This is a genomic window from Clostridium sp. Ade.TY (assembly GCF_000498355.1).
GTDB lineage: Bacteria > Bacillota > Clostridia > Clostridiales > Clostridiaceae > Clostridium.
Genome location: NZ_AVSV01000029.1, coordinates 132,036 through 145,456 on the forward strand (window position 1 = coordinate 132,036; position 13,421 = coordinate 145,456).

Genomic DNA, 13,421 nt, shown 5'->3' on the forward strand with positions numbered 1-13,421 from the left:
TTTAAACTCCTCTATTTAAATAATTATTTAATTCTGTAAAATTCTTAAATTTATAAACTTTATTCTTTTTTATATTTCTAAACTCTCTCTGCTTAAATAATGAAAAATCATATAATAATATCCAAACCTCATCATATTCATTGACTATGTTATTTAAATTATCTACATTATCTACTGTAATTTTATCTATTTTATAATCTTTATTATTAAAATATTTTTTATTTATTTCACCAATAACACCTATTCTTTTTTCAATCTTCTCATTTAATTTAATATTTTCATACTTTAATTTATCACATATTTCCTCTAACTTTTTTTTTTCATTTTCCAGTAATATATTATAAGTTTTAATGTCATTTGCATTCTTTTTAGATTCATCATATTTAATCTTTAAATTTTTATAATCATGTTTATATTTTTCAATTTCTTTTTTGCTAGCTTCTATACAGTTCTTAAATTGTGTATTTTCTTTAGTTAATATCTCTTTTTCCTTATTTAAAATCCTAATTTTTTTTATTAGTTTAATGTTTTCTTCATTTAAATTATTGCTTATATCACTCATCTCTTCTTTTTTTTTCTCTAAATATATATCATTATATAACCTTAATTTTTTATTTTCTAATATGTCTTTATTAATTATATTTTTTATTTCTTTATAATCATCACTTGATGATATAATCAAAAATTCTATAATATATTTTTGTTCAATTCCTTTTTTAAATAAATCTATTAATTCTTCTTCTCCAATTTTAGAATAATCTCTTATATTTAATGAATCATTAAAAAAATATTCTTTTAATTCACTTATTTTATTAGTTTTTAAAATATTATTTATTAATATAACTTTAGGAATAACTATATTTTTATTTTTAATATTATTAAATCCATTAATTTTAATTTTTAATTCTCTAATTAAAATATTTAAATCCTTATCATTAAGATTATTTAGATAATATTCTAATAATTTTTTATCAATATTCACTATTTCCCTCCTTGTATATTCTAAAATTTCCATAACTATTATAATACTAATTGTATTTTTATTAAAGTTTTTCAAAAATTTATATATTTCTTATTTCTACTGAATATCATTTATATTATTCATAAATATACTTCGAAAATAAATACTTAACACTTAAATATCCGAATCTATTTTATATGATAATTTATATTAACGTATATAATATTCTATAAGTTAAATAATTTTATTTAAGATATTTCAATGCAAAAATAATATAATTTAATACTTAAATATAGATTTATAATTAAAAAACCTCACTTATTTGCTATACACTTCCCCATTAATAATCCAAAACAACCTATCTCTCATCCACCTTAAGTACAGTATTTAACATAACACTTGCACCATTTGTACATTCATCTACACTTGTAAACTCCTCTTCACAATGACTATGTCCATCCTTTGATGGAACAAAAATCATAGCAGTAGGAAGAATACTAGATACATACTGTGCATCATGTCCAGCTCCACTATTTATATATTGATTTTCTATATTAAGTTCATCTGCACTTTCCTTGATAAGCTTTACAAGTTCCTCATCAAAATAAACAGTATCACGCTCCCAAGCAAGTTCACATTCAACTCTACACTTACAAACTTCCTTTGGAATATTATTAATTACATTAACAACTTCCTTAATAACTTCTGGATTTTCATGTCTTACATCCAATGAAAAAGATACAAAGTCTGGGATTACTGTATGAACACAAGGATGACATGTAATTTCACCAGTTGTGTATACAAGATCTTTATCAAACTTATCAAGTTCATTATGAATATGAATAAGAACTTCAGCCCCTGCATATAGTGCATCTTTTCTAAATTTCATTGGTGTTGTTCCTGCATGATCTGCTTGTCCATAAGTTTTTATTCTGTAATTAACCATTCCAAGAACACAAGTAACAACTCCAACTTCCTTTTTATTTGCTTCAAGTATTGGCCCTTGCTCTATATGAAACTCAATCATACATTTATAATCATTAGAATTTAATCTATTTTTTTCATCTCCAATATAACCACTCTTTTTAAGTGCTTCTCCAAAAGTAGTTTTTCCATCAACTATACTTTTTGAATTAAGCATTTTTTCTTTATCAAACTTTCCACACAATACTCCTGATGACATCATTGCTGGTGGATATAATGAACCTTCTTCATTAGTCCATACCATAGCTGTTATTGGATGTTTATGTTTTATCCCTTCTGATACTATAGTTTCTAAGACTTCCATAGCACCAATAACCCCTAGTATTCCATCATAATTTCCACCATTTTTTACTGAATCTAAATGAGATGCCATAACAATTCTCTTTGCATTTTTGTCTGTACCTTCTATTGTTGCATATATGTTTGCCATATCATCAAATTGTATTTTTGCTCCAATAGCTTTCATTCTCTTTATAAATTCTTCTCTTGCAAGTATTGCTTCATTTGATAAAGAGTACCTCGTTATTCCACCTTTCGCTGTATGTCCATACTTTGAAAAGGTTTTTATTTTATCTTCCATTCTTCTTTTGTTACAATAATATTTTCTCACTCTCAAACACTCCTCTTATTTTAACTTTTGTTAATATTTATACATCTCTATATTAATTCTAGTATTCTTCCATTTATTGTTCAAGTTTATTAAAATTTAGAAAATTTATTTTTTTATCTTTTATAACAAAAAAGAACCTCATCTTTATAGATTTGGTTCTCCTTTATTTTTTCATTAATTTCTTAAATAGCTTTATCTTAATTTAAATAATAAAAATAATACACTTATAATAATTCCTTAAGTTTAACACCTAAATCAGTTTTCCAATCTACTGTTCCATTCGATGAACTTCCAACTATAACAGAAGATGCTGCAGATGGAGAATTAAATTCATAATCCTTTTCAAATACACCATCAACTATTGTTCCATCTGATTCTAATTTTTTTCTAAGTTTAAAATAACCTTTATTGCTGTTTTCATATGCAGGAGTAATATTGTTAGATATACTAGCTCCTTTTAAAACAGTAAATCCTCCATTACTCACAAACCCCTTTGCATAAGTTCCATTTCTTTTACAATATAAATATATAGTTGAATCAGTAGCCTTTGGAGTAGGCTCTAATACTTTATATCCAAGAGTATTAATAAGAATTTTAACATTATCAATAAACTCCTCCATTGTAGCTATTTGTGATTCTTTCATAACAGTATTTTTATATGTATTCTTTGTTAAAACAGTATATCTATTACATTCTCTCGCAATTTCTACAAATCGATTCTCTAAATAACGAATTAATGCTTTGTTTAAATCTCTCCCAACAAAAATAATACATGTATTCCAATAATACTTTTCTTTTCCAGAACGATAATCATTCATATGTTGTTTTAATCTATTTAATACATTTTCTGCTTCACCAATATATACCGAATCAACTCCATCATCTTCTTTACAAAATAAAAAGTATACTCCTGCTGCTGTTACATCTTCTCTATCACAAGATTCAACCTCTGTTCTTGGAATTTTAATAGCTTTACCATTCCAATTAGATAATTCTGCTGTTGTTAAACTATCAACTGTTCCATTTACTAAAAATAGTTCAATTGATTTTCCATACATAATATATATAATAACTCTCCTTTTTAACCATATCTTTATTATATTTTATCTATTACTGAAAGATATAAATTTGCAAAATCTTCTTGTCCTATTAATTTATATTTTATTTCAGTATTTAATTCATTAGATAACTTTTCTTCACTTAAAGATAATTTTTCTAAAAATTCATCTGTTAAATCACCTAATATAACTAAATAAGCTGAATTACTTCCATATCCTTTTATACATCTTTCTAAATCTTCAATAGCTCTTACTGCACTTACTTCGCCTCTATAATTTTTGCATTGAACTGGTAACTCTAAAGGATCATCTTTCATTAACGGATTATCTATTTTTACAATTATGTCCCATCCTTTTCCTGAATCCCTATTTTCAGCACTTACTCCATCTATTGCATTAAAAACAGTAGTTACAATTTTCTCAAAGTCTTTACTTTTCCATTCCTTTTGCAAATGTTCTATAACATCCTTAACTAACCTATCTTTAGTTCTTTCAATCTCGTCTTTTAATTTTGATGGAGTATTAAAATCTTCTTTTTCCCATAATCTATTTTCTATTATATTATCTATTTCATTTATAGTATTTTCTTCATAAATTTTATAGTAATTACCTCTTTTAGTTACATCATGTACTAATGCTTTACTTATATATTTTGAATCCATTTTTACAGGATTTTCTGTTATAAGTTCACAATGTATTATATGGTTGAAATCTTCTTCTTTTCCATCAAATTCATATATATTAGAATTATTTTTAACGATTTTAGCTATAAGAAATTCTCTCATAGGTCTTTCTAACTGAATTATAACTATATCATTTTCTTCTAACCTATTTAAAATAAATTGACAATGCCTCCAAATATTTTTTTCATTTTCGTTTTTATTATCTTTTTTACTTATATCAATTAGATTGCTATTTTTATCACTCCATCCAAACCTTAATCTTCCATTTCTTAATTCTTCAATCATCCATTCTTTATTTCTATGTACATTTAAGGATACTATTTTAAAATAATTTTTCACTCTCAAACACTCCTCTTATTTTAACTTTTGTTAATATTTATACATCTCTATATTAATTCTAGTATTCTTCCATTTATTGTTCAAGTTTATTGCATTTCAAAAAATTTCCTATTTAAAAATTATTTTTGTAAAAAGAATAAAAACAATAAAATTTCTTCATAATTCTTAATAAGTTTCCTTATAAAATCTTAGAACTATTATTTTAAAATTTCCTTATCAAAAGTTAAAGGAGAGATTTATTTTGAAAAGAAAGCAAAAGAAAATAATTTTTATTGTAATTTCATGGTTAATTATTATAACAATTTTATATAGCACTGGAATATTAACAACAGATGTAAATAAGATTAATGATTTTATTATTGGTAGCCCCTTAAGGATGCAATTAATTTTTGTATTTTTATCTACTATTAGAATAGTATTTTTTATACCACAAACAGTTTTTATAATTATCGGTAGTATTTTATTTGGTCCATATGTAGGATTTATATTATCCCTTTTATCTCTAGCATTATCTCAAAGTATTATGTATTTTGTGGGCAGGTATTTTAACAGAGAAATTCTTGGAGAAGATTTTTTAAATAATAATAGTAATATTGTTGATATAATACGTAAATATGGCTACAAAATTTTAGCACTTGGAATTGTCTGTCCAATAACACCATCAGACTTAATAACAGCTTCAGCTGCTTGTATTAAACTAAATTATAAAAAATGTATTTCCGTTATTGTAATATCTGATGCTCCAATGATATTTTTATACGGCTTTTTAGGTTCTACAATTGAAGAAACTTATATTTTTAATGTTTTAGCAATTTTGGCTATTGTTTTTATATCTTATTACTCATTTATTATTTGGAATAGAATCGTTAAAACTTCTTAATATAAATAATACCACTAGATATCTAGTGGTATTATTTTGCATTATAATTATTATTCTTATATATTTTCTAAATTAATTTAATTTTATAAACTTCTATTTTATAGGTAAATATATTTTAAATGTAATAATATTATCATCTAAATTTGCTTTAACAACTCCATTATGAAGTTCTACAATCCTTTTGACTATAGATAATCCAAGTCCTGTACTATCTAAATCTTCTCTTGATTTATCTACTTTATAAAATCTCTCAAATATATTTTCCAAATCATAAATTGATATATTTTCTGACTTATTTGATATAGAAATAACTACATAATTATTTTCTTCAAAAACTTTTATTAATACTTTAGAATTTTTCAAACTGTACTTTTTAGCATTAGTTAAAATATTTTCTAAAGCTCTAACTATCTTTTCTATATCAATATTTATGAATATATCTTTATAAATTATATCTTTTTCAATTTCTAATCCTTCTTTATTAAATATAGGTATATATTCTCCAACTATTTGCTCTATCAATGATACTATTTCTACTTCACTATAATTTAACTTAATATCATGACTATTTAGTTTTGTATATTCAAACAGTTCATTAATTAATTTATTAAGCATTTTTGTTCTTTCATCTATAACTTCTAAATAATTATCAAACTTTTCTTTATCATGAAATCCATTCTTTTTAAGCAAATCTATATATCCAATAATAGATGTAAGTGGTGTTCTTAAATCATGAGATACACTTGTTATAAGTTCATTTTTACCCTTTTCAATAATTTTTTCATTATCTATTTTTTGGCGTAATTCTACTGACATATCATTTATGCCCATACAAAGCTCTGCTAATTCATCTCTACCTTTAACTTCAATAGTCTTTCCAAAGCCTTCATCTTTAATTACTTTAACTTCTTTAGTTATAAATTTTATATATTTTACTTTTCTATTTACTAAAATTACAAAGACAGCTAAAAATATAGAAACTCCAAGAAAAATAACTAGATAAGCTAAATTTATTGATAGAAAATAATCTGTTCCTATATGATCTTTAATATTTGGATAAACATTAAAAGCAATTGTACTTATAATTAATATAGATTCAATGGCTACAACAACAGATACAATAATAACTAAAATTAAATATATACTAATTTTATTAAAATTCATTTTTTTAAATCTTTTTGTATTAAATATTACTATAGTTAATATAAAAATAATTCCTGATAAAATTCTAAAGAAATTAATTTTCTCATAAGGTATTGCAACATTAATATTATTATATTGATACTTTTTAACTAATATTGCATAACCTTCAGCCATTACCATTTGTCCTAACAAAAATCCAATAAGAATACCTAAAATTAAATTATATTTAATCTTTATATTTTTTATTTTCTTTATCATATTTTATAACCAGTTCCCCATATAGTTTTTATATATACAGGATTTCTTGGATCTGCCTCAATCTTTTCTCTTAAATTTGTTATATGAACTGTAACTGTATTATCTGATTTAAAAAATTCTTCCTTCCAAACTTCCTCATATATTTTTCTTATACTTAATACAATTCCTTTATTTCTAGCTAATAATTCTAAAATATCAAACTCTTTTGGAGTTAATCTAACTTCATCATCTCCAACCCAAACCTGTCTAGTATCTGTATTGATTATTAAATCACCAATTTCTATTAATACCTTTAAATTATTTGAAGAAGTATTATACTTTTGATATCTTCTAAGTTGTGATTTTACCCTTGCTATTAGTTCTAATGGATTAAATGGTTTTGTAATATAATCATCTGCTCCTGCTGTTAATCCATGAATTTTATCCATGTCCTCTGACTTTGCAGATACCATAATTATTGGCATATTTTTATCTTGCCTTATTCTCATACATGCCTCTATTCCATCTATTTGAGGCATCATTACATCTAAAAGAACTAACTCTATATTCTTTTCATCTATAATTTTAATTGCATCTTTTGCATTATTAACTTTAATAGTTTTAAAACCTTCATTTTCTAAATATATACTTAATAAATTTCTTATACTTGCGTCATCATCTACTATAAGAATATACCCTCTCATATTACTTTCTCCTTAAAATTTATTTGTACAATTAAAAACATAAGCTGGAGGAATATTTAAAAATTCCTTCTTTGACTTAATATTTTTAAAGTAATTATTTATTAATGCTATTTTAAATTTTGTATATTGAAATGTAATGAAAATTCCTTCATTACCTAAAATACTTTTGCTCTTATTTAATATAGTTTCAGACATTTCCTTTGGAAGACTTGCAAAAGGTAATCCTGAAACAATATAATCTATCTTATTTATATCATATTTATTTACATAATGGTCAATATTTTCTGCTGAATCATTTATTATATATACATTTTTAATATATCCATATCTTTCTTTTAATATATTATAAAAATTTTCATTATACTCAATTAATATAACCTTTGTATCTCCTCTTTTTCTTTTTAAAATTTCTTCTGTAAAAACTCCTGTTCCAGGTCCAAGTTCAACTATACAATTACAATTATTGAAATTAATATTCTCAACCATTTTATTTGATAATTTTTTTGAGCTTGGCATAAGAGCTCCTGTTGTTCTTGGATGTGTTATATATTGCATTAAAAATTTAATCAAAATTAATCCCCTCCACAATTAACTTAATAAGCTAATTATAGAAAGAATATATTAAAAATTAACCCTAAGAATTATTAAGGATTATTAAGATTTCTTAGTTAATTTATAAACGTATCTCTATTGCTTTTATTATTTTTCTATTGGTTATTCAAGTTTATTAAAATTTAGAATTTAAGGTTTTTATCTTTTATAACAAAAAGAACCTCATCTTTAAAGATGAGGCTCTATGAAATATTAACCCGAAGTTTCTTTTTTAAAAAATCTTATTACCTTATTTAATTTATAAAAATTCACTTTTGAAAATTTCTATTTAAAAGAAAAATATTTTCTATTTCTTTTCCTTCTTCATCATAATAATTAACCTCTGCACCAGTTATATATCCTTTTGTATTTCTATCAAGTACACTACCTTGGATTTTTAATAGCTCTTTTTCATCTATTGGTAAGTTTACTTCTTTTGTTTCCTTATCCTCCTCACATACTATCTTTACTTTCATAAATATCAACTCCTTATAAATCCAATATGAAGTAATATACAATAAAATTTTTAATTATTTACTATTTTAAAAAGCTAATCTTCAATAAGGCTCTTAACTGCTGGCCCTCCAATTAATCTTCCTTTATAATCAAATCTTGATCCATGACATGGACAATCCCATGTTAACTCATCTGCATTCCAAGCTAACTGGCAGCCTAAGTGAGCACACTTTGTTGATACAATATATTCTTTTCCATCTTTGTCTTTATAAACACCAACCTTATCTCCATTGTATTCAACAATTCCTCCATGACCATTTTGAATATGTTCTATCTCACTACTTGGAAGATATATTTTTTGTGCAATAAAGTTTTTGGCTGTTTCACTTATATCTTTTGCAACATTATTTATTGATAATGATAAATCAAATCTTTTTGGAGAAAATATTTCTTTAAAGTCATTTTCTCTTTTGAGTATCATATCTGATATTATCATTGCTGATACCATAGAACTTGTCATGCCCCATTTATTAAATCCAGTAGCAACATATATATTTGGTGTATCATCTGAATATCTTCCTATGTAAGGTATTCCATCTAAAGTCATGCAATCTTGAGCTGACCAATAATACTTCTCTTTTGAGTTTGGGTATAATTCTTTAGAAACTCTTCTTAACTCATCATAACTTCCTCCAGTTTCATTATCTCCTGTTCTTTGCTTTATTCCACCAAGTAACAATAAATCTTTATAAGTTCTAAATGAATATCCACTTTCGTCAGCATCTATATACATTCCTTCAATATTATCTGCATTTTCTAAAGCTACAACATAAGATCTTTCTTGATGCATTTTTAAGAAATAATATCCTGGTGCATTCATTATTGGATAATGAGTTGCTATAACTATATAGTTTGCAGTTATTTTACCTTTATTAGTTACTACTTCATTTCTTCTAATTTCTATTGCTCTAGTATTTTCATAAATAATTAAATCTTTTGAAATATTCTCTAAAAACTTAAGGGGATTAAATTGTGCTTGATTATTAAATTTAACCGCTCCATTAATTTCAAATGGAAGCTCAGTTTCACTTACAAATTCAGCATTAATTCCAAGCTTATTTGCAGATTCAACCTCATCTTTAAGAAAATATGTTTCATTTAAAGAATAAATATATGCAGGTCTTTCTTCAAAATCACAATCTATTTTTCTCTCATAAATAATTTCTTTATACTTTTTTATAGCAAGTTCATTTGCTTTTGCATATTGTCTAGCCTTTTCTTCTCCAAACTCTGATATTAACTTATGATAAATTAAATTATGCTGAGATGTTATCTTAGCAGTAGTATTTTTAGTATTTCCACTTGCTATTCTGTCTCCATCAATTAATATTACATCTTTTCCATTTTGTTTTAACATATACGCTGTTAATATTCCTGATATTCCAGCTCCAATAACTAAAATATCCGTTTCTATATCTTTATTTAAGCTTTCTCTTTTTCTAAATTTACAACTTTCACTCCATACTGATTCCATAAACTCACCTCATATTTTTTCTTATATACAAAGTATTTTTTCTTATGTTCAGCTAATATATACAAAAATACTTAAATACTATTTATTACCTTAACTATTTTTAATAAAAAACACTTAATATAGTTAAGCTTTTATATATACTTTCCATATCCTTTGGAGTTATTGGAATTAAATTAACCTCATCTAAATAAATTTTTCTACTTTAAATTATTTAGAAAAAAAGCTCTGCATTTAACAGAGCTTTTTATATACAATATATTAATTTCTCTTCATCAAGGACAATAATAATATTTATTTTAGATATTTTTTAATTTCCTCTGCACTTAAAACTCTTCCGTAAAATTTAACTTTTCCATCTACAACTAAAGCTGGTGTTTTCATTACACCATACTTCATAAATTCTTTTATATCAGTTACTTTTATAATCTGTGCATCAATTCCTAATTCTTCTACAGCCTTTCTTGTATTAGCCTCTAGCTTTTTACAATTCATACATCCTGGTCCTAAAACTTTAATTATCATAATATAAAACAACTCCTTTAATTTAAATTATTTATACAAACAAATATCCAAATGAGTTAAATAAATATCCTATTATCAATATTCCAACTGATATAATTCCTATAAATATAGCCAATAACTTTGGTTTTACTACTTTGCTTAGCATTATCATAGAAGGTAGAGAAAGTGCTGTAACTGCCATCATAAATGATAAAATAGTTCCAACTCCTACCCCTTTTAAAAATAATGCTTCTGCAATTGGTAATGTTCCAAATATATCTGCATACATTGGTATTCCAACTCCTGTTGCCATAAGTACTGCAAATTTATTATTATCACCTAAAATACTTTCTATTATATTTTGTGGTATAAAGTTGTGTATAGCTGCTCCAATTCCAACTCCTACTAATATATAAATCCATACTTTTTTTACTATATTTAAAACTTGTCCTTTAGAATAAATTATTCTATCTCTCTTACTCATTTCTTCTGGATCTATATCTACATCTTCTATTTCTCTTACATAATCTTGAATCTGACTTTCTAATCCTAATTTATCTATAATTGTACCTCCAAGTACAGCTAAAACTAATCCTACAACAACATATGCTGTTGCTATCTTCCATCCAAAGAATGACATAAGCATTAAAAATGATGCTAAATCCACCATTGGTGAAGATATTAAAAAGGAAAATGTAACTCCAAGTGGTAAACCTGCTGTTGTAAATCCAATAAATATTGGTATACTAGAACAGCTACAAAATGGTGTTATTGTTCCTAATAAAGCTCCTAGTATATTCCCCTTTATTCCTTTTGCTCTTCCAAGTATTCTTTTAGTCCTCTCTGGTGGAAAATAACTTTGAATATATGAAATTATAAAAATAAGCATAGATAACAATATAAATATTTTTATACTATCATATATAAAAAAATGAATGCTTCCCCCTAATCTTTCATCTACTGATAAACCAAATATATTTTTAACAGCGTATCCTATAATATCTGATAACCAATTCATCTTCAGTATTTGATTATTTAAAAAGCTAAAAAAAGCTACAATAATATCCATATAACCCTCCCTTTATTCCCATTTAATCACAATATAATCTAATAAACTAATACTCCTACAACTATTTAAAGGTCTGAACTTTACTGTAAAGCAAAAAATTAAATTACTACTTTTAAATTCCTATTTGAATTGATATTATTCACATTTACAATTTAATTTATTTTTACATATACATTCATCTGTTTCTGTTATTAAAGTCATTATAAATAAAATTAACTTATTGCAATTAGTATTATTTAAAGAATAATATATCCACAGTCCATCCTTTCTAAAGTTAACTAATCCACAATCAATAAGAACTTTCATATGATGAGATAATGTTGGTTGTTTAAATTCAAAATGTTCTAATATATTACATGCACACTTTTCTCCACATGATAAAATATCTATTATTTTTAATCTATTTTCATCAGAAAGTGCTTTTATTATTTTTGCATTTACTTCATAATCTAGCTCCATGTAATACCTCCTATCTTGTAAATATTTATCTATAGCTAATATAGACAATTATTTATATATAGATAATATATAGTTGTATTTTAAAGATTTATAAAAATAAACATTTATATTTATCTATACACTATACTATTCACTGTAAATTCTTATGTGCATAAAAATTTTTCATTTATAATTTAAAAATTACATATTAAAGCTTAAAACTATTAGTTCAAATTTTATTAATTTCTAACCTATATATACTTTTATAAATTATAAAATCAAAAAAGAACCAAGCCTCTATACAATTACTTATGTATATAGACTTGGTTCTCTTTATTAATAAATTTATTTTATTTATAAAAATTCACTTTAAATATTTTCTATTTTATTTCCTTCTTCATAATAATTTTTCTCTGCATCAGTTATATATAATCTCTTAATCCATCTTCATCAAGAACAATTATTTTCTTTATTTTTGGTATACTTATTAGGTTTTCATCTTCAAATTTTTTAAGTTTTCTACTCATAGTTTCCCTAGTTACTCCAACACAATTTGCCATATCTTCTCTTGACATTGGAACTTGTATTTCTTTTTTCTCACCAATTACTTTGCCATACTTTTCAAGTAAATCTATAAGTAAATATGCAACTCTTGAATCAGCATCATTTGTAGCTAAATTTTGTGCTAAGTTTTCAGTATTTGCTAATCTTTCACCAACACTTTCCAATAACTTTATTCCTATTTGTGGCTTTTTCATTATTATATTTTTCATTTCTTCATTACTTAAGCTACATATTTTACTATTCTTTATTGCTTTTGCACTAAAGTTATGAATTGAACTATTTAATAAATTTAATTCTCCAAAGAAATCTCCTTCAGATAATATATGAAGTATTTGCTCTTTTCCATCTTTAGTGTATTTATATAATTTTACTTTCCCTTCATTAACAAAAAACATATTGTTTGCAGTTGTTCCTTCATCAAACAATATTTCACCTTTTGAGTAAACATTATGATTAATACTTTTTACAATCTCTGAAAGTTCATCACAATTAAGGTTTTCAAATATTGGAACTTTACTTGCACAATATTGTCCTCTGCATCCATTACAACAATTCACACAATTATTATTCATATTAATCACCCTTTTCATAAATTATTTTAACCTTTATTTTCATTATATACTTTATTTTTAATTATTTAAGTAACATATATTACAATTATTAAATAAA

The 13,421-nt window shown here is 24.2% G+C and carries 14 protein-coding genes; 1 reads left to right on the top strand and 13 read right to left on the bottom strand.

Annotated elements, in window-relative coordinates:
* Window position 1: 1 nt before the first annotated feature.
* From O212_RS0112220 to O212_RS0112235, 4 genes are all read right to left on the bottom strand, one after another.
* Complete coding sequence (locus O212_RS0112220; protein ID WP_024615387.1) at window positions 2–982, bottom strand: hypothetical protein; 981 nt, start codon at window positions 980–982, stop codon at window positions 2–4.
* A 337-nt stretch (window positions 983–1,319) separates the two neighbouring features.
* A complete protein-coding gene (locus tag O212_RS0112225) occupies window positions 1,320–2,555 on the bottom strand; it encodes a Zn-dependent hydrolase (RefSeq protein WP_278244713.1) in 1,236 nt (411 codons plus the stop codon).
* Window positions 2,556–2,779: 224 nt separating this feature from the next.
* Window positions 2,780–3,613 carry a GIY-YIG nuclease family protein gene (locus O212_RS0112230; protein ID WP_201767159.1) on the bottom strand — a complete coding sequence of 278 codons (834 nt, stop codon included), beginning with the start codon at window positions 3,611–3,613 and terminating at the stop codon, window positions 2,780–2,782.
* 38 nt (window positions 3,614–3,651) lie between these two features.
* Entirely contained in the window at window positions 3,652–4,635 is a 984-nt protein-coding gene (locus O212_RS0112235) for a restriction endonuclease (protein WP_024615390.1), read from the bottom strand.
* A gap of 241 nt (window positions 4,636–4,876) precedes the next feature.
* Here O212_RS0112235 and O212_RS0112240 point away from each other — a divergent pair, with 241 nt between their 5' ends.
* On the top strand, window positions 4,877–5,515 hold the full coding sequence (locus O212_RS0112240; protein ID WP_024615391.1) for a VTT domain-containing protein: 639 nt from the start codon (window positions 4,877–4,879) through the stop codon (window positions 5,513–5,515).
* Between the two features lie 93 nt (window positions 5,516–5,608).
* Here O212_RS0112240 and O212_RS0112245 read toward each other — a convergent pair whose 3' ends face one another.
* The 9 genes from O212_RS0112245 to O212_RS0112285 form a co-directional block, all read right to left on the bottom strand.
* A complete protein-coding gene (locus O212_RS0112245) occupies window positions 5,609–6,916 on the bottom strand; it encodes a HAMP domain-containing sensor histidine kinase (RefSeq protein WP_024615392.1) in 1,308 nt (435 codons plus the stop codon).
* A complete protein-coding gene (locus O212_RS0112250) occupies window positions 6,913–7,599 on the bottom strand; it encodes a response regulator transcription factor (protein WP_024615393.1) in 687 nt (228 codons plus the stop codon). Before O212_RS0112250 ends, O212_RS0112245 begins: the two co-directional genes overlap by 4 nt.
* A gap of 12 nt (window positions 7,600–7,611) precedes the next feature.
* Entirely contained in the window at window positions 7,612–8,172 is a 561-nt protein-coding gene (locus O212_RS0112255; protein WP_024615394.1) for an rRNA adenine N-6-methyltransferase family protein, read from the bottom strand.
* Between the two features lie 287 nt (window positions 8,173–8,459).
* Complete coding sequence (locus tag O212_RS0112260) at window positions 8,460–8,666, bottom strand: hypothetical protein (RefSeq protein ID WP_024615395.1); 207 nt, start codon at window positions 8,664–8,666, stop codon at window positions 8,460–8,462.
* Window positions 8,667–8,740: 74 nt separating this feature from the next.
* Window positions 8,741–10,180: an FAD-dependent oxidoreductase gene (locus O212_RS0112265; RefSeq protein WP_024615396.1), complete on the bottom strand. Its 1,440-nt coding sequence runs from the start codon at window positions 10,178–10,180 to the stop codon at window positions 8,741–8,743.
* Between the two features lie 291 nt (window positions 10,181–10,471).
* A complete protein-coding gene (locus O212_RS0112270) occupies window positions 10,472–10,702 on the bottom strand; it encodes a thioredoxin family protein (RefSeq protein ID WP_024615397.1) in 231 nt (76 codons plus the stop codon).
* Window positions 10,703–10,733: 31 nt separating this feature from the next.
* Entirely contained in the window at window positions 10,734–11,750 is a 1,017-nt protein-coding gene (locus O212_RS0112275; protein WP_024615398.1) for a permease, read from the bottom strand.
* A gap of 135 nt (window positions 11,751–11,885) precedes the next feature.
* Window positions 11,886–12,209, bottom strand: coding sequence for a metalloregulator ArsR/SmtB family transcription factor (locus tag O212_RS0112280; protein WP_024615399.1), 324 nt, complete (start codon window positions 12,207–12,209; stop codon window positions 11,886–11,888).
* A gap of 401 nt (window positions 12,210–12,610) precedes the next feature.
* Window positions 12,611–13,324 (bottom strand): Crp/Fnr family transcriptional regulator, encoded by a 714-nt coding sequence (locus O212_RS0112285; RefSeq protein ID WP_024615400.1) that lies wholly within the window; start codon window positions 13,322–13,324, stop codon window positions 12,611–12,613.
* Window positions 13,325–13,421: the final 97 nt, after the last annotated feature.

Excerpts from the sequence above, each read along its gene's own strand:
- O212_RS0112230 (WP_201767159.1), bottom strand. The coding sequence starts at position 3,613 with ATGTATGGAAAATCAATTGAACTATTTTTAGTAAATGGAACAGTTGAT.
- O212_RS0112260 (WP_024615395.1), bottom strand. The coding sequence starts at position 8,666 with ATGAAAGTAAAGATAGTATGTGAGGAGGATAAGGAAACAAAAGAAGTA.
- O212_RS0112250 (WP_024615393.1), bottom strand. The coding sequence starts at position 7,599 with ATGAGAGGGTATATTCTTATAGTAGATGATGACGCAAGTATAAGAAAT.
- O212_RS0112245 (WP_024615392.1), bottom strand. The coding sequence starts at position 6,916 with ATGATAAAGAAAATAAAAAATATAAAGATTAAATATAATTTAATTTTA.
- O212_RS0112275 (WP_024615398.1), bottom strand. The coding sequence starts at position 11,750 with ATGGATATTATTGTAGCTTTTTTTAGCTTTTTAAATAATCAAATACTG.
- O212_RS0112285 (WP_024615400.1), bottom strand. The coding sequence starts at position 13,324 with ATGAATAATAATTGTGTGAATTGTTGTAATGGATGCAGAGGACAATAT.
- O212_RS0112270 (WP_024615397.1), bottom strand. The coding sequence starts at position 10,702 with ATGATAATTAAAGTTTTAGGACCAGGATGTATGAATTGTAAAAAGCTA.
- O212_RS0112280 (WP_024615399.1), bottom strand. The coding sequence starts at position 12,209 with ATGGAGCTAGATTATGAAGTAAATGCAAAAATAATAAAAGCACTTTCT.
- O212_RS0112265 (WP_024615396.1), bottom strand. The coding sequence starts at position 10,180 with ATGGAATCAGTATGGAGTGAAAGTTGTAAATTTAGAAAAAGAGAAAGC.